The sequence below is a fragment of the Arthrobacter sp. NicSoilB4 genome (assembly GCF_019977335.1).
Taxonomy (GTDB): Bacteria; Actinomycetota; Actinomycetes; order Actinomycetales; family Micrococcaceae; genus Arthrobacter.
In genome coordinates, this window is sequence record NZ_AP024653.1 from 3,484,876 (window position 1) to 3,510,938 (window position 26,063).

Genomic DNA, 26,063 nt, shown 5'->3' on the forward strand with positions numbered 1-26,063 from the left:
CGCCCAATCTGGCCCCCGCTGCGCGGAACGGGTTACCGGCCGTCAGAGCTGGCCGAGGAACGTGCTGGCGCGCAGCTGCCGGTTCAGTCCCAGCGTGGCCGCCTGGACGGCCGGGCCAACCAGCCTCATGTCGATCGTCCCCACGGGTGCTGTGATGGAAATTGCGGCGATCGGCGAGGAGTCGCCGCGGAGCAGCGGGCTCGCGGCGCAGGCCAGGCCCGGGCTGGATTCTTCCTGCTCGTAAGCGATTCCCTGGTCGCGCACTGTTGCGAGTTCGGCGCGGAGCGCATCTTCGGTAGCCAGTGTGTTGGGGCCGATTTTCCGCATGCCGCCCGCGAGGGCCCGCTCAAGCACGGCTTCGCCGGAGAAAGCCAGGAGAGCCTTGCCTCCAGCCGTGGCGTATGAAGCCACCCTGCCGCCGACCCTCGAGGGAATGACCAGATCGGCATGCTTCCCGCGGAGGATTTCGATGTACACGACGTCCGACCCGTCGAGCACCCCCAGTTGTACGGTTAGCCCCGTGGCCTGGCGCAGATCGGCCATAGTGGCCAGCGCCATCCGCCGAAGATCCTTGGGCTTTTGCGCCAACTGGCCCAGCTCGAAGCACTTGATGCCGACCCGGTACCCGCCCGGGGTCCGCTCGAGAAAATCGAAGTCCACCAGATCCCGGACGATGCGTGCGATGGACGCTTTCGGCAGGCCCACGCGCCGGGCTATTTCGGAGGCGGATAGCTCGGGCTCTTCAGGCCGAAAGGCGCCGACGACCGCTGAAATTCTGGCAATCATCGACGATTGGGTGTCTCGCTCAGTAAGACGCATGACTGCAGTATGGAAGAACTGTCCCGCGGTTTCAACTTGTCAGTCGACGTCGGCGTCTGCAGTGCTCTGCCGCGGCCCCGACGCTTTCAAAACTTTGCAGCCAACGTGAGCGGGCGACGGCACGGATCAGCAGGCCTAAGCTGATGGGGAACGTCTCTTCCATCACCGGGGAGGTCATCATGGACTCTGAAACCGCCAACGTCGCCGCTGGCCCAATTACCGGGGCCATCCAGGTCCGCTGGAACCCCAGCGCCCAGGAATGAACCCGGTGGGCGGACACGACGGGGCGCCAACGGAAACCGTTGCGCTCGTGACCGGCGCGAGCCGAGGGGTAGGCCGGGGCATCGCGATTGGCCTCCTGGCCGCGGGGTTTCAGGTGTACGGCACGGGCCGCTCAATCGACCAGGCGGATCTGCCGCGGGAGATCCGGCGCCTTCGCTGCGACCATCTCAACGACGACGAGACGGCGCATGTGTTTGAAGTGATCCGGTCCGAGAAGGGCCGGCTGGATCTCCTCGTCAATTGCGCCTGGGGCGGCTACGAGAAGATGGTCGAAGGCGGCGCGTTCACGTGGCCTGCGCCGTTTTGGGAGCAGCCGATGCACCGCTGGACCGGCATGATCGACGCCGGCGTGCGCGCGGCCTTTGTTTGTTCGGCGCACGCGGCGCGCCTCATGACGCCGCAGCACAGCGGGCTGATCGTCAACATCAGCTTCTGGGCCGCTCAGCGTCACCTCGGCAACACGATCTACGGCATCGCCAAAGCAGCGACGGACAAGATGACGTCCGACATGGCCGTCGAGCTGAAACCGTTCGACGTTGCGGTTATCTCGCTCTACCCCGGCCTGGTGCGGACCGAGGCGGTCATGGCCGCGGCTGAGGGCGGCGCGTTCGATCTCTCGACCAGCGAGAGCCCCGAGTTCATCGGCCGCGTGATCAGCACGCTATTCCACGATCCGAACCTGATGGCCCGGACCGGACAAGTGCTCGTCGCCGCCGCGGTTGCGAAGGAGTTCGGCGTACTGGACATCGACGGAAGTTCGCCGCCGGCCCTGACGCTTGCGGACATCTAGGTGGACTGGGCCGGGACCCCCAGAGACGCCAGTTTGATGGGCTGACGGCTGACGCGGATACGGCGTCGGTATCCTGGCCCTCCTTGTGTCGCCGGCGCACGCGCGCAGTCCGTTGTCCGGCGTCGTGGGCGAATCTATACTGTGGTCACCGCGAACCGTTCCAGTGCCTTGGCGGCTGGAAGTATCACCCTGCAGCGCCGAATCCGGCGAGATCAATTCCACTATTGGACCAGGGGCGCCAACCCCATGGCACGGAAGAAGCAGACCGATGAGCACATTGCATCAGGGAGAGCCGGGCGGCGAGGAGGACCGCGCCCTGGATGAATTGCGCGGGCGCTTGGCCGGGTCGCTGATTGAACCGCAGGATCCTGGCTACGAGGAGGCCCGGGCGGTATGGAACGGCATGATCGACGTGCGTCCGCGGGCGGTCATCCGGGCCGGAGCCGTCGGGGACATTGACCACGTCCTGCACACGGCCCGGCGCACCGGCCTGCCGCTGGCCGTCCGCGGGGGCGGGCACAACATTGCCGGCCACGGCACTGTCGAAGGCGGCCTCGTGCTGGATCTCGGCCAGCTCCGCGGTGTGGAGGTCGATGCGGAAAACCGGCTCGTGACAGTCGAACCCGGGGCGACCCTGGCAGACGTGGACCGGGCCACCACCGTCCACGGCCTGGCCGTGCCGCTTGGGGTGATCAGTGCCACCGGGGTCGCGGGACTGACCCTCGGCGGAGGAGTGGGCTGGTTGACCCGGTCCAACGGGCTGAGCCTGGACAACCTGTCCTCCGCCGACGTCGTCACCGCCACCGGAGAGCACCTGCACGCCAGCGAACAGGAGAACCCCGAGCTGTTCTGGGGGTTGCGCGGCGGGGGCGGGAACTTCGGGGTGGTCTCGTCGTTCACGTTCCGCGCCCGGCCGCTGCCGGCTGCAGTACTGGGTGGAAACTACTTCTACCGCCCGCCCCGCTGGAAGGACGCGCTGGGCGCGTTCGGCCGGTGGACGCAGGATCTTCCCGAGGAGATGAACCCGATCATCTCCTTCCTGGTGTTCCCGCCCGAGTTCGAGATGGGGGATGAACCGTGGATGGTCGTCGGCTTTGCCTGGGCGTCGGAGGACCACCAGCCCGGGATTGAGCTGATCGAGCAGCTACGCGCCGCCGCGCCGCCGGACGAGGAGGAAGTCGCGCCGACCGCCTGGCTGGAGTGGCAGTCCGCCATGGACAGCGTCTTCCCCAAAGGCTCCCGGGGGTACTGGAAGAACTTGTCGTTCTCCCGGCTGGACGACGCCGCCGTCGACGTTCTGGTCGGCTTCGCCTCCGAGGTCACCTGGATGGGGACCGGGATCGATGTCCACCACATGGAGGGGGCCTTCGGGCGTGTGCCGGAGGAGGCCACAGCATTTCCCAACCGCTCGGCGAAGTACTTGCTGAACATCTACGGCTTCTGGCATGACCCCGCGGACGACGAGCGGCTGAGCGCCTTCGCCCGGAAGGCCCACACCCTGATGCAGCCGTTCAGCGAGCACGGCGAATACGTCAACTTCCTCGGCGCGGAAACCGGACAAGACGCGATCGAGGCCGCCCGTCAGGCCTACGGGCCGGAGACTTATGACCGGCTGGTGGCGCTAAAGAACCGTTTCGACCCGGACAACCTTTTCCGCCTCAACCACAACATCGTGCCCACGTCCGCCTGAGACAGCGAAGGCAGACGCGGTGGGGGCAGGCCGGTCAATTTTCACTGCTACCGCCGCATGCGGGGCCGTGGTACGTTCAGCGTGATCAGGATGTCCCACGCGGCTCCTATCCAGCCCGGCTCCTGGCGCAACCCCAGAAAGCAGAGGCAATCATGCCAACACTCATGATTTTCCACGAAGTCGACGACGTTGCGCACTGGCTCAGCTCGCCCAAGAGGGAAGAGGTATTCGGGCCGCTGGGCATCACGGTCCGAACGTTCATCGACCCGGCCAAGAGCAACCGCGTTGGGCTGATCGTCCAAGTCCCCGACATGGAAACTTTCCAGCGGATTATGGAGTCCGACGAGACAGCCGAAGCGATGAAATTCGACGGCGTCCGGCCCGAAACAATCCTGACGCTCGTCGAACCCTAGGCAAGCCAATGCGGCGCATCTTTCGACCCTTTCATTGGGCCGGGAGGCGTCGCATGATGGGCGCATGGCGAACATCGCATCGGCCGACGAATCCGCTGTTGCCACGGCTCAGCACGAGCTCCAGGAGGCCGGCGTCCGCACCGTCATCGGCACGGTGGTGAATGCTTCGGGCATCACGCTGGCCAAGAGCGTTCCGCTGGCCCGGCTCACGGCCTTCCACCAGTCCGGGATGGGCGCCGCCCCCGTCTGGCATGTCTTCACCATCGACGGCGGGATAGCGTTCACGGACACCATCACCACCGTTGGCGATATGCGCCTGAAGATCGACATCTCGGGACTCCGTGTCCTGCCGGGCGGCAGGGCCTGGGCACCGGGCAGCCTTTTCGAACAAGACGGAGCCGCGTCTCCGGCCTGTGCCCGCGGACTGCTGGCCGACGTCGGCGACCGCCTCGACGGGGCCGGATACCAGGCACTCGTGGGCCACGAACTTGAATTCTTCCTCGTCGCCCCGGACGGTTCGGCGCTGGAGAACGCCCCCTGGGTCCCATACGGGGCAACCGGTCTTCTGGACCGGTCGGAATTCCTCGAGGGCCTGCTGTCAGCGCTGAACGACGCCGGCCTTCCGGTGGAGCAGATCCACGCCGAGTACGGCAGAAACCAGTTCGAGTTTTCCCTTCCCCCTGTTCCGCCGGTTCAGGCCGCGGACACGGTGGTCCTTTCCAAGATCATGGTTGGCATCAGCGCCCGGGCCCACGGCATGCAGGCCTCGTTCTCCCCGCTGCCGTTTACCGGCACCGTCGGAAACGGCGCCCACCAGCACTTTTCGCTCCACAAAAACGGCTTGCCGCTGTTCTCCGGCGGCGGCGGACCGCATGGCATCCGCGACGAGGGAGGCGCGGCCATCGGAGGAATCATCGCAGGACTCCCCGAGATCCAAGGTTTCCTCACGGGATCAGTCTTGTCCGGACGCCGTCTGGCGCCCGGCACGTGGTCCGGCGCCTACCTGTGCTGGGGCCTGGAAAACCGGGAGGCCTCAGTGCGCTTCCTGAACGAGGGCCAGAGCAACCCGCACGGAGCCAACGTCGAGGTGAAAATCATCGACCCGTCGTCGAACGTGTATCTGGCGTCCGCAGCCATCCTCGCACTCGCCCTTGACGGCATTGGCGGCGGGCGCAGCCTGCCGGCAGAGATTCCCGGTGACCCCGGACGGCTTTCCGAACGCGGACGGCAATCGGCCAACATCCGGCTGCTCCCGGACTCCCCCACCGCCATCATCGACACGCTGGACAGGTCACGCCTTGCCCGCGGGCTTCTCGGCGACGCCATCGTCGATGCCACCGTGGCCGTCCGGCGCTGGGAACAGCGGATCTCCGCGGGACTCCCGCCGGACGAGCTTGCCGGACGCTTCCGGCTCGCCTGGTCGATCTGATGGCGGGCGGTTCCTTCCCCGACTTCGTCGAGCAAGTCAGCCTGATTGATCACCACGTGCACGGCGCGTTTCACGCCGACGGCGATGAGGCCCGCTTCCAGAACTCGCTCAACGAGGGAAACACCGGCCCACTGGCCCACCCCGGGGACGCCTACAACACCCAAATCGGGCTTGCGATCCGGCGCTGGTGCAGCGGCATTCTTGACCTGCCCATGCACCCCTCACCTGCGGACTACTGGAGCCGGCGCTCCGGGCTTGGCGAACTCGAGGTCAGCCGCCGCATGACCCGCGCCGCCGGCGTGAGCGACTGGCTGATCGACACCGGCCTGGATTCCCCTGACTACCTCGGCAAGGCCGGCATGGCCGAGGTCTCCGGCGGGCGGACGCACGAGATCGTCCGGCTGGAACTGGTCGCAGAGTCGCTGATCCAGGAGATCGCCAACCCGGCGGATTACGTCGAAGCGTTCGGCCAGCGGCTTCACGGGCTCACCCGCAGCGCCGTGGGCGTCAAGACTGTTCTGGCCTACCGCGCAGGATTCGACCGGGACCTCAGCCGGCCCACACCGGCCGCGGTTGTCGAAGCGGCCGGCCGCTGGCAGGAGAACGCGCACGCCGGCACCAACCCGAAGCTCAACGATGTGACGCTCCTGGCCCACGGGATCCACACGGCCGTGTCGATGAAGCTTCCGCTGCAGTTCCACGTGGGATTCGGCGACCGCGACCTGGACCTCCACAAGGCCAATCCCCTGTACCTCCTGGATTTTCTGCGGTCCCCCGATGTCCGGGACACTCCCATCATGCTGCTCCACTGCTATCCGTTCGAGCGCGAAGCCGGCTACTTGGCCCACGCCTTCGAAAACGTCTACCTCGACGTGGGGCTTGCCGTGAACTACACCGGGTCGCGGAGCCGGGATCTGGTGGCCCGCTCCTTCGAACTGGCTCCCTTCACGAAAATCCTCTACTCCTCCGACGCGTTCGGCCCGGCCGAACTCCACTACCTCGGCGCGCGGCTGTGGCGCAACGCGATCACCAAGGTGGTGGGCGGATGGATCGACGACGGCGACTGTTCCGGGGCGGACGCCCGCAGGATCGTGCAGCTCGTCGCGCACGACAACGCCCGCCGCGTGTACGCGCTGCACTGAACGCTGGCCCCGAGATCCCGCTGAAGCAGAACTGACTTCACGCTGAAGCCTGGCCCGGCGGACGACGGAGGGGACCTCCTCCCCGCGCGGGCGTGGGCCCGCAGGCTGGCGCGCACAGCGCCGAGAGGGCGACGATGGGACCACGAGGCCTATGCCTGCAGATAGAGGATGACCGGAACATTCGGAACGTGCCCAGGCTCATCCTGACAACGATGAGGAGCCCGGCATGAAAAGAAAACTCGAAGCCGCCACCGTCGGCCCATTCTCGGCCGCAATCATCAGCGACGGCATCTGCTACCTCAGCGCCCAAGGCGGCCTCGACCCCACAACGGGCGACGTCGTACCAGGCGGAATCAGGGCCGAAACCCGCCAAGCAATGGAAAACATCGCCGCTATTCTCGCTTCCGGCGGAATGACCCTCGCCGACGTCCTGACAGTTACCTGCTATCTCACCGACATCGCCGACTGGCCGGCCATGAACAAGGAATACGCCTCGCATTTCGGCGCGGGCCAGATCCTTCCGGCTCGAACGGCGGTTTCCGTCGCCGCACTGCCGATGAACCTCCACATCGAAATAACAGCCACTGCACGCGCACCCCGCTGAGGCGCTGAAAGACAGAAGCCGGCCGCATGATTGCTCGCCAGCTACTTGTCCCTTGGGGACAGCTCTAGTAGTACCGGGCCCCGTTGGCGAGCCGCCGGCCGGGACACCGGGCCGGTCCGTCGAAAGCCCGAGCGGTACGGTTGAGCTGTGAACGCCGTTATCGATCACCTGGTCATCGCCGCCGATTCGCTGGAACAGGGCGCGGCCTGGTGCGCGGCAACGTTCGGCGTTCAGCCCTCGGGTGGTGGCAAGCATCCGTTGATGGGTACTCACAACCGATTGATTGCCATCAGCGGCAAGAGCTTCCCCGACTGCTACCTCGAGATCATCGCGATCGATCCCGACGCGCCGGCGCCGGGGAGGCCGCGCTGGTTCGGGCTCGACCACCCCGAGGTGCGCGAGGCTGTCCGCGAATCCCCTCGGCTGGTGCACGCAGTGGCGCGCACGCGCAAGATCGAGATGCTGCGCAGGGACCTTGCCGGCTTCGCCCTCAACCCTGGCGAGTTGCTGGCAGCGCAACGCGACACGCCTCACGGACTGTTGAAGTGGCGGATCACCGTCCGCGACGACGGCCGCGTTGAATGCGCAGGCGCGCTGCCCAGCTTGATCGAATGGGAGGGGCAACATCCGTGTGCCCACATGCCCCTCACTGATGTGGCGCTCCAGGGCCTCGTGCTGCGCGGCGTCCCGACTCAGGCGGTCGACGTGCTGCAGCTTCCGGCCGTTCAGACGAGCCCGATCGACGCTGTGCAGAACGCACCGCTCACCGCGACGCTGGAATCGCCGCGTGGCAGTGTGGTGCTCGACGCGTGGCGCTTCGGAGGCTGAACAGCGATGAAGTTCGACGGCGTCCGTCCGGAAACAATCCTGAGGCTGGACGAGCCTTAGGCTCCGAGCCCATTGGCAGCTCAGCACCCAGGAATGAATTTGTTGAGCGGACGACGGCGGGACCTCCCGCCGTCGTCCGCTTCTGTCTGGCGCCTACTGGCTGAAGGGGACCTTTTCCCAGCCCAGAACGTCGGCGCCGTCGGCGCTGTTGCCGGCGACCGTGAACCTGACGTAGTTGGTGGCGTTGGCGGATCCGTCCACGGTGATGCGCTGCAGGTCATCGGCGGCGGGCTGGCCGTAAATGTCCAGCCAGGGTGAGCCCTCCGCGAGCGGCTGGTTCTCGGCGAAGACGTGGCTGTCGCCGTTGATGAGGTAAACCGGGGCGTCGAAGCTGTTGGTTTCGTCGATGATGGCCTGCACGATTTCGCGGAAGCCGGACACGGTGTCCGGGTTGGCGGTCGCGGCGGCGAGCAGGGACGGGTCGAACATGTCGGCCTGGGTCATCAGGACAACGGCACGGTCGTTGCGGCGTTCGGCGTCGGCGAAGGTGACACGGATCTGGGCCACGACGGCGTCCGTCCGGTGCTCAACTTCGTCCAGCTGCTCGGGCGTGGCCGTGGTTTCGCCCAGGCCGGTCCACGGCTGCAGCGAGTTGTTGCCGCCCTGGATATTCAGCACGGAAAACGCCACCCGGTTCTGCGTGAAGCGGACGTTTTCCGGCAGCCCGAGGTCCGCCTGCGTCTTGACCGGCATGGTGGCACCCAGGGTCTTCCCGGGCTGGTCGAAGAAGACATCCCGCAGCTTGTCTAGCCGTTCCAGCGGGTTGTAGGCGCCGTTGTTCGTGCGGTGGCAGTCCACCCATTCGTTGTCGCCCGGGGTGAAGACCAGCGGGTGCTCGAAGGTGTCGAACTGCGTGCGGATGTTCTCGAAGTACTCGTCCGAGCAGACCGAGGAGCCGTTCTTGATGTCGCCCACGTGGGTGACGAACTTCAGCGCGCTGTCGGTGTTGATGTCCTGGATGCGGGCGGGAAACTTCGCGATTTCGGCCTCGCCGTAGGGGATGTCGCCAATCACGCCGAACGTGAACGCCTGTCTGTCCGCGGTGCTGTCGGCGGTGTTGTCGGCGGTGTTGTCGGCGGCGGTGGCGGGCTGGGACGCCAGGAGGCCGAGCGCCAGGACGGCTGCCGCCGTCGTCGTTGTGATGGTCTTTGAAGGCATGACGGTGTTCCTCTTCTTTGCGGGGCTGGGGCTTGAGGTGCGCGGATTAGGCCCCGCGTGCGGTCAGGAACTGCTGCAGTGCGGCGAGGTCGTCGGTGTTGATGTGGTCCACGCCGGCGTCAAAGAGTTCGTTCCAGATGGCGTCGCGTGCAGTGCCGGGCATGTCCGGGGTGGCCCAGAAGCGGACGCGGTGGCCATTGGCGTGCGCGTCGGCCACGTAGGCGCGAAGTTTGGCGCGCTGGGCCTCCGGCATGGGGCCCACGCCCTGCCAGGTGAAGAGCTTGGTCCAGTTGTCGCTGACCAGCGGCATCAGGCCGGCAGGCTTTCCTGAGGTGAGGTCTGCCGAGCGGCCATCGTAGAAGCTGAAGCGCTTCTCCTGTGCCTGCATGGTGGCCAGCGGGCGGTTTCCGCTGATGACCGCGGTGACCGGGCCGGTCTTGGTGTCGCCGTGGTTGTAGCGGCTCATGATGTCGCGGTGCTCGGCCAGTTCCTGCTCGATTGCGGCGTAGGTGGATTCGCCGTCGCTCTTGATATCGATCAGAAGCTGCAGGCTGCCATCCCAATTCGGGTAGACGCTGTGGCCCTGGCCGCGGACCAGGTCCTGGAGCGGATCGAGGTAGAGGCTCTCGAGCGTAACGCCCGGCTGGGCATCCTCCAGGTCGTGGGCAACCAGCAGCTCGCCGTCCACCAGCCACACGTCCGCTTCCACACTCGTGAAGCCATGCTCCAGCGAATCGAACAGGGGACGGTCATGCTCATAGTCGTTGTGCGCATGCGCCTGGGCGAGCGGCTGGCCGACGACGACGGGAGCCGGCTTGGCCGCCTCTGCCTGGGCAGGGGCGGCTACTGTCCCGGCCAGGGACGCGAGGAGAGCGACGGCGGCGAGGGTTCTTTTCACGAACACGGACTAGTCCTTAGATACGGGGATTCTCCCGCCCGGCACATGGGGGACCTGCCGGGCAAAAGGGGACGTGAAAAGACTGCTGGCCGCAGGAGAACGCTGGAGGGCGTGCTGGTGGCTGGCGGGTGAACTGGGAAGGACCATTGGCGTGGTTGAGTGCAGCCCGCCCGAGTTCCCGTAGGTCAGCCTTCCATGATCTGCCTGATCCCGAACTCCCCCACGGCGAACATCCGCGGATTGTCGTCGGAGTTGCTCAACAGGGCGGTGGACAGGACGAGGGCCCAGCCCCGTGCCCGCAGCCAGGTGTCCCCTTCCACTGCGGGGCCAAGGGCGCCCCTAAAGCGCTGGCGGGCGCCGGCGTCGAACATCAGCCAACCCACCGCGAGATCGACAGCCGGGTCCCCTGCCCCGACGTCGCCGAAATCGATGACGCCGGCCAGCGAGCCGTCGTCCGCCAGCAGGATGTTGCCGGGGTGGAGGTCCCCGTGGAGCATCATCGGCGGACCGTCCCAGGCCTGGGCGGCACGGGCCTGCGCCCACACCGCCCTCAGCGCTGCCCCCTGCGGGTAGCGTTCGCGGTCCCCGAGCCGTTCCACCAGCACAGCGTCACGGTCTGTCAGCGGCACGCCGCGGAAAGGATTCACCGGGACGCCGGTTGCGGCGGGCACGTGCAGGGAGAGGAGGAAATTGGCCAGTCCTTCAGCGACCGGCCCACGCTCCGCGGAGTCGACGTCGGTCGCAGCGGTTCCGGGGACCCACCGCACGATGCTCCACGGCCAGGGAAAGTCCGGCGTTGGCCGGCCGGCATGGATGGGGACAGGAACCGCCACCGGGGAGCGGCGGCCTATCCCGGGAAGGTAGCGCTGCTCATGAAGTATCAGCGGAACTGCCTCCGCCCTGCGCGGCAGCCGGACGGCCAGGTCGTCGCCGAGCCGGAAGGTCGCGTTGTCCCAGCCATTCGCGACCCGCACGAGAGGACGGCCGGCGAGGTCGGGCCGCTGGTCCCGGATGAGGCACTGGACGACGGCGTCATTCACTTCCACCGTGGCTGGTGGCATTACCGCCATTCAGAAACCCGCCTTCCTTAGTGCCGGCAATGCAGTCCGATCCTTTACGTTGTCCGAATATAGTTCAAGCCACTAGAGCGGACGGGGCGCAGAACGACGACGTTCACGGGCGATCGCTCGCAGGCCCGCTTACCGGTTCGCGCGACGAGTGAAGATCAGATGGACAACTCCGGATGGAGACGGGGTCGCTTCGATGTCAAAGCGTTGTTCGAGCCCTTCGAGTCCGTCCCAGAGCCGTTCGCCGCGGCCCAGGACGATCGGCACGATGACGATGTGCATGTGGTCGATCAGATCGGCCTCGAGGAACTGCCGAATCGTGCTGACGCCGCCGCCGATCCGGACGTCGTGGTCACCGGCCAGGGCGCGGGCCTGCTTGAGCGCGGAGCCGGGATCTGCGTCAACGAAATGGAAGGTTGTTCCGCCTTCCATCTCGAGAACCGGCCGGGGATGGTGCGTCAGAACAACCACAGGGGTGTGGAAGACCGGGTTATCGCCCCACCATCCCTTCCATGCCTCGTCCTCCCAGGGACCGCGTTGAGGACCGAACTTGTTGCGTCCCATGATCTCCACGCCGATTCCGGGCCCCCACGCACTGGCGAACGCCTCGTCGACACCGAGGGACCCCTCTGATTCCCCGTGGATACCCATCTCGCGGAAGGTGCGCGTCTCGAAGGCCCACTCCATCAGCCGTGAGCCTGCGTGACCGAACGGGGCGTCGAGTTGCTGGCCCTCGCCGGTGCCGAAGCCGTCGAGGGAGACCGAGAAGTTATGCACGCGGACGAGGGACATGTCATCTCCTGAAGTGCTTGTTGTTCGCATCACCTTATGGTGATCGAACCCAACGGCTCAAGACCGACGGTGGGAGAATCAAGCCGCCGTGCACCTGGAACCGGGAAGCGCCCGTCCTCATCAGTTGATGATTTCGCCTCGCTCGTCCGCACGGAGTACCGCCAGGCGCTCTTTCCACGTCTGCAGTTCCGCGGGCTCCAGCCGTGTCCAATCGGTGACTTCGCCGACAACCCTAAGCGGGGCGCCGCTGCGATAGGACCGGGTGGGGTTGCCGGGGAATTTCTTGTCGGTCACGTTCGGGTCGTCCTCGAACGCTCCGGTCGGTTCGACGGCGTAGACTCGCGGGGCGCCGTCACCCGGCGCGAGTTCCGCAGCCAGTCCCGCACCGTTCGGAAGAGCGGTGAAATAGATGTGATTCATCACTACTTCGGGGCGGTAGTTCGACCTAAAGCCCGCCCTCAGGAGATCACCTTCCCGGAGGTCGGCTTTCGTGCCGTGAAAGAACGGACCCTCGTCCATCGGTTGGCTCATATCTACAGCTTAAGCCGACGACATGGCCGAACATCCGCCTGCCCGGCTCTCGATTTACGGGCGGTGGAGACGCCACTGATCGCTGCGTTCGCAGCGGTCAGCGCCGCCCTCCCGCAACGCTAAGGCAGGACCTTGTACAGATCGACGACGGTCTCTTAGTGCGGCGATGCGAATCCTCCCTCGATCCCCGCCTGCATCCGGGGAAGCAGGATGCCGTCGCGGAATTTCTCCCAGCTCTCCTTCGACTCATGGACAGCCATGACCGTCCAGCCACCGGCAGAAGCGCCAGCGGCATGGAAGATCTGGCCCTCGGGCAGCCGCCCCTCACCCGGGTGAACAGCGTCTATTGAGGCTTCGTACTGGTCCTTCGTGCCTCCTGCGAAAAAGTGCACGACTCCGTAGGGCGCGGCTTCCATTTCTGCTCCTAGGCCGGTCTGAATGTGTCAGATATGCCAACCCATAGACCCCGTCACCCTGGATGTCAACGGGTTTGGCGCGGACCCACGGCCGCTGGCGCTACGGGGTACTCGACGTTCCTCGTGCGGCATCCGAGCTGGAGCGCAGGATGGACCCGGCCCCATCCGGTACGTGCGGTGGTTCGTCTACTTCGCCCAGTCCTCGTCGCCGTACGCCCGTCCGCGGAAGTGCGCGCGGAGATACTCGCCGACGACAGCGGAGCCCAGGTCCCCGGCGTCGGGCGCCACCACCCGGCCGCCGATCCGGCGGGCCACCCGGGCCACGAACCGTTCCAGGCCCGGGTCGTCGCCCAGCCGGAAAAACGTGGCCTGCGTGCCGGCACTGCCCAGCCGGTCCAGCTCGGCGACGGTGGTGCGGATGGTCTCCGGATGCGGCGGGTACGAGAACCACGATTCGCCGTCGGCCAGCAGGTGCGCGGTGGGTTCGCCGTCGGGCACCACCAGCAGCACGGGCTGCATCGACGGGTGCTGGCGGCCTGCATCAGCGGGCCGTTGGGGACGAGCGGGGATGCCCAAGACCAAGATGGCTGGCGACAGTGGGGCCCTTGACGCAGCACGTGCCAGTGGGCAGTTGGAGCGGTGCGTAGCATGCCGCAGTAACGGTGCGGGCGCTCGAGCCGGTTCAGGCTTCGCAATCAAGCACAACCTGCACTTTATTGTCAGTCGCATAACCTACGATGAGCTCAACATTAATATTGGGGGAATCAGTGGGTGCTCAAATCGCCGTGCCGCACGGAGCTGCAATTCTGGATATACACGAGGGTCGTTGGGCCCTTTGGCAGGTCTCAGTGAACGCCGCTGGCGGCCCGATGCGCGCATCGTCTAGCAACGCCATTGTCACCGATGGATTTGACGGTGCGGCCTTCGACTGCGTTTCCTACAACCGTCCTTTGCTGCTCTCCGAACGAGCACTAACCGCTTGCCGGGAACAGCGCGTTCTGGATTGGGCCCGGCTTAAGCCCGAGGCCTTCCTTCAAGACTGTGAATTTTGGGTTGCTGCACTCCAACAAGACTTCTGGGACGAAAATGACCGGCGGCTGGCTCACAACCTTCAGCTTTCTGCAGACCGCAAGGCAGCCAAGGCAGCCGGTGCGCTCCTACCTGATACAAAACGACTCGCTCCACTGCAAGACATAGATTGGCCGGCCCCGCCGCCATCTTCAGCTTGGGAGTCGGATCCCGATTGCACTAAGCCCGTTTCTGAAGAAGCACTCCGGATCGCGAGGGGTTGTATCCGTCTTTTGAATTACTGGCTCGATATCGAGTCTGACCGGACTCGCAAAAACAGGTCGTATTTCCACGACGCGGGCACTGTCATTAGACCGTGGCCGATCCCAGCCAACGAACTGTCCATGGCCAACTGACCGACCGCAGCACATCCAAATCTACTCGTGACACACGCCTCCGGGCTGGTCGTGCTACCCAAATTACTTCCGACCGAGGAACTTCCACCATGCCTCTTTCCTTCACCGCTATCGATTTCGAAACAGCAAATTCCCGCCGAGGATCCATCTGCTCGGTTGGCCTCACCAAGGTCACCAACGGTGTTATCACAGCGTCCACATCATGGCTGATCACTCCGCCAGACGACGCAGGATTTGACGACTTCAATATTGGAATCCATGGCATCACGGCACACGACGTCCGGGATGCACCTGACTGGCCGTCGTCACTGTCCAGAATCTTGGACTTCATCGACGGGGATATCGTCGTTGCCCACAATGCGGCCTTCGATGCTGGGGCCCTTCGTGAGGCATGCGACTTTGCTGGGCTAGCATGGCCGACAATCGACTACACCTGCACCCTCGTAATGAGTAGGGCGCTCCTAGATCTCCCCGCTTACAAGCTGCCGTGGGTAGCCGAGGCCCTGGCTCTCCCGTCATTTGACCATCACGACTCAGGCGCCGACTCAACTGCCGCCGCCCAAATTGCCATCGCGCTGGCGGAATCCAAGGGGGCAATCACGCTGCAGGACCTTGTCGCGTGCGCCGGCGTCAGAATGGGCCGGATCGACCCTGACTCTTGGAGCGGCGCGCGGAAAGCTTCCAACCCTGCGCGGGTACGGCTAAATCTCGACGGGCTGGAGATCGATCCGAACGGCCCGATGGCAGGGGAGGTCGTTTGTTTCACAGGGAAGATCTCTTGGGTCCGGGAAGATGCCCAAGCAATGGTGGTCCGACATGGTGGTTCCATTTCTCCGAAACCAACGAAAAAAACGACAATCCTGGTCACGGGCGACTTCGACGAGCGAACCTTTCGCCCTGGCATGAAATACAGCTCAAGCCTTGCAAAGGCCTTTGCGCTCGTCGACGGCGGCCAGACTCTCGAGATCATGACGGAGGCGGACTTCCGGCAGAAACTCGAACCCACTGAAGGATTTCGCGATTTGGCTCTTCAGGACATCGGTCACTCTTTGTAACTGCCGTCCACCTCCGCTCTTCAAACCTGACGCTCGCAGGCAACTGGACGCCAAGAAAGTCATCTCACCACTTACAGACATGGATCACGGAATGCCCCATTTAGATGCGGAGAGTCATTCGCGCAGCGCGCGGAAGCGTATGACATTTGGCTTTGTTCTCGGCTGGGGCTTGGTCCTCGCAGCGATAGCGTTAGTAGCGGAGTGGGGCCGTCATGTTGTATCTGGCGGAACTTGGGAATCCTTTCAACCGATTGCCATGGACAAAGGGGAAGTGCTGAGTGCCCTTGCCGCAGTCTCAACAGGCACGATCGCCCTGCAGGTCATGGCCCATGGAGCCTTTTCTCGCAGGTCCACAACCTTGGCCGAGTTCAATCATCGCGTGATTGTTGGGCTGCTCGCTTTCCTGGGAACGGCCGTCAGCTGGACCCTGGCAGTCGCCGTCTTAATCGCATTTGGGAAAGACGGAAAACCAGGAAACATGGCTTATGTCTTTGTAGTCATCGTCTTAGCAGGGATGAACTCCCTCATCGGTGCGGATGCGTCAGATAGGATCCAGCAAACGGAAAGCAATAACTTTCCGGTGATGCTCGCAGAAGCGGAGCGCGTTCATGCGCGCTACGAGCGGTTGAGGTTGCCTAAACCATCGCCGCGTTCTAGGGCGCGAACCTACCTGGTAAATCCTTCGCACATTCTTTTGCTGGCGGCAATCGTAGGGCTAATGGACACATTCGTCGCAGGGGCGGACTGGCAGGACTGGTTCGGAAACTACGTCGTATTCGTTATGACCACCGCAATTATCCAAGCTTCAGTTGCAGTCATGGCACAGGGTTGGTTCGTCCCCAACCTCGACAGCAAGCTCTTCGCCCCGCTACTCCTGATCCTGGTACTGACGGCGTTCTCTTTGATTATCTACACCGGGGATTCCGCTAACGCCTCCGGCCGCACAGCAGTCGTTTTGGCCCTGCCAACGTTGCTATTTGTGCTGTCGTTCCTGACCCGTGATTCGCATTCGCGATGGTCTCTTCCTGACTGGTTTCCGGGAGCATTGGTCCGCGAGCCCGCGGCAAGGAAACTACACGTCGGAAAGACCAGCGCTGGGCGAACACTCGCTGGCCTTAGATTAGAAGCCAGCAGTCGCCAGCCTGCACAGGCACGTCTAAGGCCGCTTCAGTTCCTTCTGACCGCACTCACAGGCTCAGCCGGCACAATACACAGGCGTGCTTCTGACCACTGGGCTGCTCGAGGCAGATAGCTTTCATGCTCTTTTCCGGATGTGATCATCCCTCGTCGAGCGGTACGGCCCCGACCACTGCAACCGGCGGCGTCGAGGGATGATGTCTGGATCCACGCGATGCCAGGAGCAGCCCCGCATAGTTTGTTGTAATGCCGCCTGATCGGACAGAAATCTGCGGATCCTGCCGATGGCGGACCCACTCACCTAAGGAGCCCAGCCCTCGTCGCCGTATGCCCGTCCGCGGAAGTGGGCGCGGAGGTACTCCCCTACGACGGCGGCGCCCAGGTCCCCGGCGTCGGGCGCCACCACACGGCCGCCGATCCGGCGGGCCATCCGGGCCACGAACCGTTCCAGCCCGGGGTCGTCGCCCAGCCGGAAGAACGTGGCCTGCGTGCCGGCACGGCCCAGCCGGTCCAGCTCGGCGACGGTTACGCGGATGGTCTCCGGGTCCGGCGGGTACGAGAACCACGATTCGCCGTCGGCCAGCAGGTGCGCGGTGGGTTCGCCGTCGGTCACCACCAGCAGGACGGGCTGCATCGACGGGTGCTGGCGGAAGAACCGGCCGGCCAGCAGCAGTCCGTGGTGCAGGTTGGTGCCCTGCTCCCGGAAGGCCGGCAGGGCGGTGAGCTCGCCAATGTCCATGGTCCGCGCGTACCGGCCGAAGCTGATCAGCTGCAGCCGGTCGCCGCGGAACTTGGTCGACACGAGGTGGTGCAGGGCGAGCGCCGTGCGTTTCATCGGCACCCAGCGCCCCTCGGCGGCCATGGAAAAGGACACATCCACCAGCAGCGCGACGGCGGCCTGCGTGCGCGCTTCGGTTTCCGTGACCTCGATGTCGTCCACGGCCAGGCGCAGTCCGTGGCGCGGGTTCCCGCCGTCGGCGATGGTGCGGCGGATCGCGTTGGTGATGGTCCGCGTGACGTCCCACGGTTCGGCGTCGCCGAACTCCCACGGCCTGCTGGAGCCGGTCTGCTCCCCCGCCGCCCCGGCAACGCGCGTGTCCCGGCGGCCCTGCCGGCCGGAGAGCTGCTTCGCGGTGTCCCGCAGCAGCGACCGGCCGAGCCGCCGCATGGCCTGCGGGGAGAGCCGGAGGTCGCCGTCGGCCCCGCGCTGCAGGAACCCGCCGTCGCGCATGGCCCGCTCGATCTCCGCCAAAGTGCGCGCCGATACCGCGGCGTCCTGCCCGAGCTGGCGGCCCAGTGCGTCCAGGTCCAGGTCGTCGAGGCGGGACCCGCTGTAGGACTGGGAGAGCTGTTCGGCCAGCTCGTCCAGTTCGGCGAGGTCCTGCAGCACCCCGGTGCCGTCGCCGAGTCCCAGCCCTTCCTCGCCCTCGAAGCGTTCGGAGCCGGACCAGTCCTCGCCGGGGCGCAAAGCCTGCAGGTTGGAATCGAGTTGGCCCAGCTGTGCCATAAGCTCCGGCGAGCCGAACGCCTGGGCGGAGAGCCGCATCAGCTCCTCGCGCTGCTCGGCGGACATGGACTGCAGCAGCCGCTGGGCGGCTGCCGCGCGCTGGGCCAGCGCGTCGATAAGCTCCTCGACCGACTGCGGGTTCTCCGGGAAGTACTGGCCGTGCTTGGCCATGAACTCCTGGAAGTCCGCGTCCGTGTCCTCGCCACGGCGGTGTTTGTCGAGGAGCCCGTTGAGATCCTGCAGCATCTCGGCCACCGCCGCGCGGTCCTCCTCCGTGGCGCCCTCGAGCGCCTGCTTCATCCCGGCGAACCGCTGGTCCAGGATCTCTCGGCCCAGCAGGTCCTTGATCCGCTCGTAGGCCTCCCGGGCGGTGCTGGACTGCCAGTCATAGGAGGCGAGCTCGTTGACCGCCGCCGCCGTGGACTTGGGCAGGTTCTGCAGCTGCATCTCCCGGAACGCGCGGTCAGTGTTGTCCATCATGGCGTCGCGGGCCAGCTGCTTGCGCTCCTCCAGCACCGCGGTGTCCAGCAGTTTCCGGACCTCGTTGAGCGTGCCGTCCAGCCGGTGCTGACCCAAGAGGTCCTTGCGCCGCTGCTGGACGCGGCCGGCGAGGTCGTCGAGCCCCTCCCGGTTGCGGCCGCCGCGCCTCAGGTACTCCTGCAGGGCGTGCCGGGGCGAATAGCCGGCCATGACGTCCTCGGCGACGACGTCCAGCGCCTCCGCCAGGTCCACCGGCGGCGCGAGCGGATCCGGCCCTCCCCTGTACCGGCTGTACCGGGACCGGTGGTGAACGCTCATGGGCCCTCCTTAGCCGTAACGGCGCCTAACCGTAGACCGTCGCCTCGTCGTCGGACTCCTTGGAGATCCGCCGGGCAAGGTAGAGGCCTTCCAGGGCCAGTTCGACGGCGGCGGCGCGCTGCCCGTCGTTTTCCGCGCCCAGGCGCTCACTGATGTCGTCGTAGAGGCTGGATCCGTTGAGCGACGGGAGGTTTTCGAGGAACTCCCGCGCGGTGACCAGCTCCCCCGTGGTCACGGTTGTGTGGCCATCGAGCGCGGCCACCAGTTCACCCATGTCGATGCCGTGGAAGTGCGCCCGCACGGCTTCCGCGGTGGCCACGCGCAGGAGGTGGTCCAGAATGTCCTGTTCCCGGCCCTCCTCGCCGGACTCGAATTCGATCTTCCCGGCGAGGACTTCCACGGCGGCGTCCAGGTCGATGATCCGGGCGACGGCCTCGTCCTCGCCGCGCACGCTGGCCCGGCGCAGGGCGGCCGCGGCGACGGTTTCGGCACCGGCGATGGCGAACCGCGCGGACACCCCGGAAGTCTGGTTGATCGCCGGGGACTGCCGCAGGGCCCGGGTGTAGCGGGCCAGGATCTCGAGGATGACGGCCGGGACGCCGGCCACCAGGTGCCCCTCCTGCCGGATGACGGCCACCTCGTCGTCGAGCTCGATCGGGTAGTGGGTGCGGATCTCGGCGCCGAAGCGGTCCCGCAGCGGGGTGATGATCCGGCCGCGGTTCGTGTAGTCCTCCGGGTTGGCGGACGCGACCACCAGGACGTCCAGCGGCAGCCGCAGCACGTAGCCGCGGATCTGGATGTCGCGTTCCTCCATCACGTTGAGCATGGAGACCTGGATCCGCTCGGCGAGGTCGGGGAGTTCGTTGATGGCGATGATGCCGCGGTTGGAACGCGGGACCAGGCCGTAGTGGATGGTTTCCGGATCGCCCAGGCGGCGGCCTTCGGCCACGCGCATCGGGTCGACGTCGCCGATCAGGTCCGCGACGGAGGTGTCCGGCGTCGCGAGCTTCTCGACGTAGCGTTCGGAGCGGTGCCGCCAGGCCACCCGGAGCCGGTCCCCCTCGGTGAGGGCGAGGGCGCGGGAGTGCTCCGTGATGGGCTCGTAGGGGTGTTCGTTCAGTTCCGAGTCCTCGATCAGCGGCGACCACTCGTCCAGCAGCCCGGCCAGGGTGCGCAGGAGCCGGGTCTTGCCCTGCCCGCGTTCGCCGAGCAGGACGACGTCGTGCCCGGCCAGCAGGGCGCGCTCCAGCTGGGGCAGGACGGTCCGGCTGAAGCCGAACATCCCGGGCCAGGGGTCGCGGCCGGCGGCGAGCGCGGCGAGCAGGTTGTCGCGGATTTCGCGGCGCAGGTCCTTGTGGACGTGGCCGGAGGCGCGCAGTTCACCAACAGTGAAGATATCGGGGCGATCACTCACTCCTCCACCGTAGACCTCTGCTGGGCGGGGAATCGAGGGATTTCTTGAGATTCCTGAGCTTTGGTGCGGGGTGCGGCTTACGCTGGATTCTGATGACTGCATTGGCGTCCGGACCTTCGGCGGAGCCCCCACAGCAGGGCACGCTCCTGCTTCTGGTGCGCCACGGGGAGACGCCGACGACCGGTACGGTGCTGCCGGGACGCGCGCCCGGACTGCACTTGTCCGAGCGGGGCCGGACCCAGGCCGAACGGGTTGCGGAACGGCTCTCCGGCCTTCCGGTCGATGCCCTCTACTCCTCGCCGCTGGAACGCGCGTGCGAGACGGCGGAGCCGACGGCGGCCCGCACCGGACTGGCCGTGAAGCACGACGACGGGCTGCTGGAGTGTGATTTCGGTGAGTGGACTGGCGCCGCGATCGCCGACCTGGCGGTCTTGCCGGAGTGGCAGACCGTGCAGCACAGCCCGTCTGCGTTCCGATTCCCGGGCGGCGAGAGCTTTCCGGAGATGCAGGCGCGGATCGTCGGAGCACTGGAGGCCTTGTGCGGGGCCCACGCCGGGGGTGTTGTGGTGTGCTTCTCGCACGCCGATCCCATCAAAGCCGCCGTCGCACATGCTTTGGGCACGCCCCTGGATTTGTTCCAACGCATTGTCATCAGCCCGGGGTCGGTGTCGGCCATCTCGTTCGTGGAGGGTCAGGATCCGGCGGTGCTGATGGTGAATTCGACGTCGGAACCGCTCAGCGGGCTGAGGGGGCTGTGAGTTGGGGCAGCCGGTGTCCGGCCGGGAGCTAACGCTGCTCACCGAGGGCAGCATCGAACTGCTCGGACGCATCCCGCGCAGCAGCAACCAGACGTTTCTCGCCCAGGTCTCCTGCGGGGACGACACTACGTATGCGGTCTACAAACCGGAGGCCGGCGAACGGCCGCTATCCGATTTCGAGCCCGGGCTCTACAAGCGCGAACGCGCCGCCTACCTGCTCAGCGAATCGCTGGGCTGGGGTTTTCGTCCCGCCGACGGTGATCCGCGAGGAGGCGCCGTTGGGAATCGGGTCGCTGCAGCGGTTCATCGAGTGCGACTTCCAGGAGCACTACTTCACGCTCTACGAGGACGCACCCGAGACGCACCGCGGCCTGGCCCGGATCGCCCTGTTCGACTACGTAGCCAACAACACCGACCGCAAGAGCGGCCACGTGCTGCGCGGCGACGACGGTCGGATCTGGGGCATCGACCACGGGCTGTGCTTCTCGGCAGCGTTCAAACTCCGCGCCGTAATTTGGGACTTCGCCGGCGACCCCATCGCGAGTTCCCTGTTGGAGGACATCGCTCCGCTCGCCGAGGCTGTGCCTCCCGAGGTGGCCAAGCTGCTCGACGACGATGAGGTCACAGCCCTGCAAGACCGCGTCCAGCGTTTGCTGGCCGCAGGCGTGCTGCCGGTTGACCGCACCGGCATGCGGTACCCGTGGCCGCTTGTATAGGCACCCACCCACGCGGGTTCCGAGGCCCTCCCGACAGTGCCCGTCAGCCGCTATCCAAGGTGGCAAGGGCCTGCGGGGGACGCGTCCTGAATGTCCGCGCCAACATCCGGTCGCGTGGCATTGACGATCTCGTTACAACCTTCCAGCCCCTAGAAGTCGTCCTCGAGCAAAAGTTCACGGCCCTACACCATAGTGCCAATGGCCCCATCGGAAATGACGACGCTTTTGTTTACCGCATCCAGACCCGACTGGGAGCGAACGGGACGGGGACGGAGCCGATATCAAGCGCAAAAGAGGCACGAAGCAGACTGCTGGCGGGCTCAAACATTGCGCCGTGTTTACAATGTACTGCCACGGCCGGTGGTCGTCTGGGGACCGCAGCCCATGCACTTCCGAACTCAACTCTGGCGGATTGGTATGGTGTCGTCGCGCCATTGGAGGAGGCCACTATGCCCAGTGTCTACATTCCTTCCGGGACCATCGACGAGCCAGACTGCCAAGACCGACGCGTACATCACGGGCGGCGTTCTTGCGGACGACCACGACGCCATTGCCGCGGTGGACTAGGCCTACTGCGCGCCGTGAGGCGACTGCTTTCCCCCGATGTGCCAGTTAACGCGCCAGCCTCGGCGCTGGTATTGCAGGTTTATCGCGTCCCCACTTGCTGACCAGGAATTGAAGCGCCTACGCCATAAGATCAAGGAATGACTACTGCAGCCGACCAGATGACAACGACGGTTAGTTGGGACATTCCAACATCCGAAGACAAAACACTACTACTGGAGGCCGTCTCCGGCGAAGTGATCACTGTGGTGGGAGCAAATGGCACCGGAAAGTCCGCGCTAGCAACATGGATGGCAACAAATATAAGAGCGGCACCCCTTCGTCGTGTATTTGCTCAACGCAAACTTTGGTTCCAAAGTTCCGGCCCCTCCATAAGCTCGGCTAATCGCGAAACCTATGGAACTAATATGGCCCATTGGGACAGGAGTGTGGACTCACGCTACGTGGATCGCGCGGATTCTCAGCGCACGGATATCACCTTGTTCGACCTGTTGGGTAAAATTAACTCGGAGAACCAGCGTGTGGCGAATCTAGTTTACAATGATCGCAAGTCGCCTGAGGCGATTGCAGACGAAATTGGTCCTCGGCTATTCGATATACTAAACAGCGTCCTTGAGCGCGCTGGCATCTTCGTGACCGTCGGCATTACGGAGCAGCAGACTTTTTTCGCTAGACATAGAATGCTTGAAGTCATTTATCCGATTACGCAAATGTCCGATGGTGAACGAAGTGCGCTCCTCCTGGCAGCAGAGGTCCTAACAGCTCCAATCAATGCGGTTGTGATGCTCGACGAACCTGAAAGGCATCTCCACCGATCGATTTCCGCACGGTTGATCGAAGCCGTTTTAGAAGTTCGCGCCGATTGCGCATTCATCGTGTTTACGCACGACCTCGATCTCGCCTCGAACCTGTCCTCTCGACCAGGAAAGACTGTAGCAACTCTTGGTGTCGAGTGGTCTGATCAAAATCCGGTGCGATGGGATCTACACGAAATTGCAGCGGACGCGCCGATGCCCGACACCGCGCGACGAGCCATCCTTGGTGGGCGTAGGCGAATTCTTTTTGTGGAAGGGAGCGACGAAAGTCTTGATCTGGACTTGTACGGAACGCTATTCCCAGACTGGACTCTGGTGCCAACCGGAAGTTGTGAGGCGGTAATCCGAAATGTGACGGGTCTAAACCTGAGTGGTGAGTTCCACTGGGTCCAGGCAGTCGGCATCGTCGATGGAGATGGCCGTTCCAGTAATGAGCGCGCGTCGCTTGAAGCCCGAGGCATTGGCGTGCTGGGTGTATGTGAGATCGAAAATCTCTACTATTTGCCCCAGATCATTGAGGCTGTAGCGCAGAAACAGACCGCTATCTTGGGAGGCGACGCGAGCACTTACGTTGACCAGGCGAAGGCGAACGCCTTGGGGTCCCTCGGGAAAGATCAAACTCTCGAACGTCTGGCCAAGAAACTAGCAAAGGATGAGGTCGCTCGGACGCTCATAGCACACATGCCAAATGAGGTCAGCGATGATGCTGTGAATATTAGCTTCCCATCGCCTTACGCCTCGATTTTGCAGCAGTTGCAGAAGATGCACAGCGCCGACGATCTTGAAGCTCTTGTGCGCGCAACACCTGTCCGCGACACGGAACTTCGCAGCCAAGTTGCGAGAGCACTAGATTTTCAGTCCTATAGAAATTATCAAAAGGCTGGACTAGTCTGCATCAGGGAGTCCAAAGAGCTCGCGGAATCGCTCCGCCAGGACGTCTCAGGAATTCTTACTACGTCCTAAACTGCCTTGAATCCCGCCCGAGAACGCCCGCCCACGCGAGGGTCTCTGATTTCAAAACAGGTATGGCTCGCTACGCAATCTAGTCGAACCGGAACCCGAACAGGCCACCCGTAACGTTTGCATCCGTGAGTGCTAGCTCCGTTACAAATGGCAGACGGTCGAAAGCCCCCTCACTCTCAACGGATGCCAAAAAATCAGAGTTCATTGTTACGACGTACTGGAACTGATACTGATCAGCGAGTCTGGCCCCGATATTGAGACAGGATGCCACCTGCCGGTGGTCGATGGCATCAAAGAGGTGGCTGTCGTGAACTAGAATACGCGGGGCTCGACCATTCTCAATACCGGATATAAGACCGACAACGTCCATTAGAAAGGTCTCAACGCCACGGATGCCATCGCTAGCATCGCCATCAATCTTGGGCTCGATTTCCAGGAGTCCGTTTTGCGTGGGCGACACAAGCAGCCGTGCGCTCCGGTCGCTATATATTTCTGCTGCGAGTTCACTGAACAGAGCTATAGGACCGTCCAAGTAGGTTGACCGTTCCTCGATTTCAGCGCGCACGGCCGACACAGTCTCAGCCTTTTTCAACTTGATCGTGTTGTCAATCTCGCCTATTTCGGAGGCGGACAGGAGACGCCGCTCCAAATCGGCTGCGGCCGCCTCCATTTGAGCAAAGGATCGCTGAGCATCCAAGAACGTATCGAGCGCGACGGAATCACGAAGAAGTGTCATGATCGAAGAGCGTTCATTATCTAGGTCCAAGCGACGCTTTTCTGCAACTTTCAGGCGCTCTTGGACCTCGGTTAACTCATCCCGAAGAAACACCTCTCGGTTCCTGAGCACAGATGTATGGAAAGCCTGGACCTCATCGAAACGACGGTTGACTTCCGAGGGCAGAACGACACCAATTTCTGCGTAAACTCGAGTCAGCCTTCGCTGCAGCTCCTCACCTGCGCTAAGATCTACATCCACCTCTAAGGCGTGATGTATCTGCCCTCTCCTCCGATCCAGAGCCAGAGCTTCATCATTGAGGCTCTGAATGCTTCCGGACAGCTCGTCGGCAGCCTTCTGGTGCTCGCGATACTGCTCGTCGACCTTGAAAGACCGCAAGTCCTCCTGCATCCGATCCCGCTGGCGACGAGTGGTGGCTAGTTCCGCACGAAGGCTTGGCTCATCTAACTGGAGGTGACTTATTGCCCCTTCTCGGATGGCACCGCGAATCGCTTTTCGCTGCTTCACCAGCTTGTCTAACTCGCCGGCCTTTAGGAGAATCTCAGGCGCCAAACCGAGTAGATAGCCCAATTTGACGCCGGTCTCCCAGTCAGACTCCATCGGAAAAGACTTTGTCGGCTTACCGAAGGAAGTTCGAACTAACTGTCCCCATAACTGCCCAAGCGTTGGGCGAACAGCATCTTCAGGCAGGTTGAAGACAAACTCAGAAAGAAGAACCCTCCAGTCGTCGACGTGAATATCCTCCGTCCCTGTAAGCCGGCTCCAGCCTGAAACATTCACGCGCGTGGTCGGCGAGACGGACCGGCGTACGTAGACTCGGTCTTCCTCTGCAGGGTTCGCTGACGGCAGGCTGAGTTCCCCCCAGAACGAATGGCCTGACAGTGCCTCCGTTTTGAATTCATCGGGCAGGTTGCCGCCCAGAAGGTATCGGAGGATCCGGACAAAGCTGCTCTTGCCCGTCGAGTTGCGGCTATCGCCGCCGTCGGCGTCGGACATGCGCTCTGCCACCAGTAGGTTCAAACCAGCGTGCAGGCCGACAGTTTTGAATCGCTTGTCCGTCGAACCCAGGTTATGCAGAAACACTCGTTCTCCTCAGTCTGCCGTCGTCATTCTGCTCTATAGCCTGGATCGTAAAAAGCATCGCCAGTGCAAGGGAAAACCAATCGAACGTGATGCGCTCGTGGCTGCTCTTCCTGGACGGTGACGCAATGAACCGCTCCCAAAGCGCGGATATTGAAGCGGGTGTCGCAAGGGCAT

General features: G+C 64.1%; 21 protein-coding genes and 2 pseudogenes. 12 read left to right on the plus strand and 11 right to left on the minus strand.

What is annotated here, in order from left to right; translation table 11 throughout:
• Nucleotides 1–42: 42 nt before the first annotated feature.
• Nucleotides 43–819 (minus strand): IclR family transcriptional regulator, encoded by a 777-nt coding sequence (locus LDO13_RS15995; protein ID WP_224047658.1) that lies wholly within the window; start codon nt 817–819, stop codon nt 43–45.
• A 310-nt stretch (nt 820–1,129) separates the two neighbouring features.
• Between LDO13_RS15995 and LDO13_RS16000 the strand changes: the two genes are divergently transcribed.
• The 7 genes from LDO13_RS16000 (at nt 1,130) to LDO13_RS16030 (ending at nt 7,997) form a co-directional block, all read left to right on the plus strand.
• Nucleotides 1,130–1,891 carry an SDR family NAD(P)-dependent oxidoreductase gene (locus LDO13_RS16000; RefSeq protein ID WP_263422136.1) on the plus strand — a complete coding sequence of 254 codons (762 nt, stop codon included), beginning with the start codon at nt 1,130–1,132 and terminating at the stop codon, nt 1,889–1,891.
• Nucleotides 1,892–2,159: 268 nt separating this feature from the next.
• Nucleotides 2,160–3,581 (plus strand): FAD-binding oxidoreductase, encoded by a 1,422-nt coding sequence (locus LDO13_RS16005; protein WP_224047660.1) that lies wholly within the window; start codon nt 2,160–2,162, stop codon nt 3,579–3,581.
• 152 nt (nt 3,582–3,733) lie between these two features.
• Nucleotides 3,734–3,994, plus strand: coding sequence for a hypothetical protein (locus LDO13_RS16010; protein ID WP_224047661.1), 261 nt, complete (start codon nt 3,734–3,736; stop codon nt 3,992–3,994).
• Between the two features lie 64 nt (nt 3,995–4,058).
• Nucleotides 4,059–5,423: a glutamine synthetase family protein gene (locus LDO13_RS16015; protein WP_224047662.1), complete on the plus strand. Its 1,365-nt coding sequence runs from the start codon at nt 4,059–4,061 to the stop codon at nt 5,421–5,423.
• Nucleotides 5,423–6,565 carry an amidohydrolase family protein gene (locus LDO13_RS16020; protein WP_224047663.1) on the plus strand — a complete coding sequence of 381 codons (1,143 nt, stop codon included), beginning with the start codon at nt 5,423–5,425 and terminating at the stop codon, nt 6,563–6,565. Before LDO13_RS16015 ends, LDO13_RS16020 begins: the two co-directional genes overlap by 1 nt.
• Nucleotides 6,566–6,791: 226 nt before the next feature.
• Nucleotides 6,792–7,169, plus strand: a complete 378-nt coding sequence (locus LDO13_RS16025) for a RidA family protein (protein ID WP_224047664.1) — start codon at nt 6,792–6,794, stop codon at nt 7,167–7,169.
• A gap of 147 nt (nt 7,170–7,316) precedes the next feature.
• Nucleotides 7,317–7,997, plus strand: coding sequence for a VOC family protein (locus LDO13_RS16030; protein WP_224047665.1), 681 nt, complete (start codon nt 7,317–7,319; stop codon nt 7,995–7,997).
• Nucleotides 7,998–8,150: 153 nt separating this feature from the next.
• Here the strand turns inward: LDO13_RS16030 and LDO13_RS16035 are convergent, their stop codons facing one another.
• The 7 genes and pseudogenes from LDO13_RS16035 to LDO13_RS16065 all read right to left on the minus strand — a co-directional run.
• Nucleotides 8,151–9,215, minus strand: a complete 1,065-nt coding sequence (locus tag LDO13_RS16035; RefSeq protein WP_224047666.1) for a metallophosphoesterase — start codon at nt 9,213–9,215, stop codon at nt 8,151–8,153.
• Nucleotides 9,216–9,261: 46 nt separating this feature from the next.
• The gene (locus LDO13_RS16040) at nt 9,262–10,119 is read right to left on the minus strand and encodes a phosphatidylinositol-specific phospholipase C/glycerophosphodiester phosphodiesterase family protein (RefSeq protein WP_224047667.1); all 858 of its coding nucleotides are present in this window, start codon (nt 10,117–10,119) and stop codon (nt 9,262–9,264) included.
• Nucleotides 10,120–10,298: 179 nt separating this feature from the next.
• Nucleotides 10,299–11,174, minus strand: coding sequence for an aminoglycoside phosphotransferase family protein (locus tag LDO13_RS16045; RefSeq protein WP_224047668.1), 876 nt, complete (start codon nt 11,172–11,174; stop codon nt 10,299–10,301).
• 138 nt (nt 11,175–11,312) lie between these two features.
• Nucleotides 11,313–11,972 (minus strand): dihydrofolate reductase family protein, encoded by a 660-nt coding sequence (locus LDO13_RS16050; protein ID WP_224047669.1) that lies wholly within the window; start codon nt 11,970–11,972, stop codon nt 11,313–11,315.
• A gap of 120 nt (nt 11,973–12,092) precedes the next feature.
• The gene (arr, locus tag LDO13_RS16055) at nt 12,093–12,503 is read right to left on the minus strand and encodes an NAD(+)--rifampin ADP-ribosyltransferase (RefSeq protein WP_224047670.1); all 411 of its coding nucleotides are present in this window, start codon (nt 12,501–12,503) and stop codon (nt 12,093–12,095) included.
• Between the two features lie 155 nt (nt 12,504–12,658).
• A complete protein-coding gene (locus LDO13_RS16060; protein ID WP_224047671.1) occupies nt 12,659–12,919 on the minus strand; it encodes a hypothetical protein in 261 nt (86 codons plus the stop codon).
• A 186-nt stretch (nt 12,920–13,105) separates the two neighbouring features.
• Nucleotides 13,106–13,453 (minus strand): annotated as a pseudogene (locus tag LDO13_RS16065) (hypothetical protein); the annotation flags it as partial.
• A 979-nt stretch (nt 13,454–14,432) separates the two neighbouring features.
• Between LDO13_RS16065 and LDO13_RS16070 the strand changes: the two are divergent.
• Nucleotides 14,433–15,398 carry an exonuclease domain-containing protein gene (locus LDO13_RS16070; protein ID WP_224047672.1) on the plus strand — a complete coding sequence of 322 codons (966 nt, stop codon included), beginning with the start codon at nt 14,433–14,435 and terminating at the stop codon, nt 15,396–15,398.
• 91 nt (nt 15,399–15,489) lie between these two features.
• The gene (locus tag LDO13_RS16075; RefSeq protein ID WP_224047673.1) at nt 15,490–16,650 is read left to right on the plus strand and encodes a hypothetical protein; all 1,161 of its coding nucleotides are present in this window, start codon (nt 15,490–15,492) and stop codon (nt 16,648–16,650) included.
• Nucleotides 16,651–16,836: 186 nt separating this feature from the next.
• Here the strand turns inward: LDO13_RS16075 and LDO13_RS16080 are convergent, their stop codons facing one another.
• Together LDO13_RS16080 and LDO13_RS16085 are read right to left on the minus strand one after the other, a co-directional pair.
• Complete coding sequence (locus LDO13_RS16080) at nt 16,837–18,840, minus strand: VWA domain-containing protein (protein ID WP_224047674.1); 2,004 nt, start codon at nt 18,838–18,840, stop codon at nt 16,837–16,839.
• A 25-nt stretch (nt 18,841–18,865) separates the two neighbouring features.
• A complete protein-coding gene (locus tag LDO13_RS16085) occupies nt 18,866–20,254 on the minus strand; it encodes a sigma 54-interacting transcriptional regulator (protein ID WP_224047675.1) in 1,389 nt (462 codons plus the stop codon).
• Between the two features lie 92 nt (nt 20,255–20,346).
• Between LDO13_RS16085 and LDO13_RS16090 the strand changes: the two genes are divergently transcribed.
• The 3 genes and pseudogenes from LDO13_RS16090 (at nt 20,347) to LDO13_RS16100 (ending at nt 24,070) form a co-directional block, all read left to right on the plus strand.
• Nucleotides 20,347–21,012 carry an MSMEG_4193 family putative phosphomutase gene (locus tag LDO13_RS16090; RefSeq protein WP_224047676.1) on the plus strand — a complete coding sequence of 222 codons (666 nt, stop codon included), beginning with the start codon at nt 20,347–20,349 and terminating at the stop codon, nt 21,010–21,012.
• Between the two features lie 13 nt (nt 21,013–21,025).
• Nucleotides 21,026–21,728 (plus strand): annotated as a pseudogene (locus tag LDO13_RS16095) (SCO1664 family protein).
• A gap of 704 nt (nt 21,729–22,432) precedes the next feature.
• Nucleotides 22,433–24,070 (plus strand): AAA family ATPase, encoded by a 1,638-nt coding sequence (locus LDO13_RS16100; RefSeq protein ID WP_224047677.1) that lies wholly within the window; start codon nt 22,433–22,435, stop codon nt 24,068–24,070.
• A gap of 79 nt (nt 24,071–24,149) precedes the next feature.
• Here the strand turns inward: LDO13_RS16100 and LDO13_RS16105 are convergent, their stop codons facing one another.
• Complete coding sequence (locus LDO13_RS16105) at nt 24,150–25,889, minus strand: ABC-three component system protein (protein WP_224047678.1); 1,740 nt, start codon at nt 25,887–25,889, stop codon at nt 24,150–24,152.
• Nucleotides 25,890–26,063: the final 174 nt, after the last annotated feature.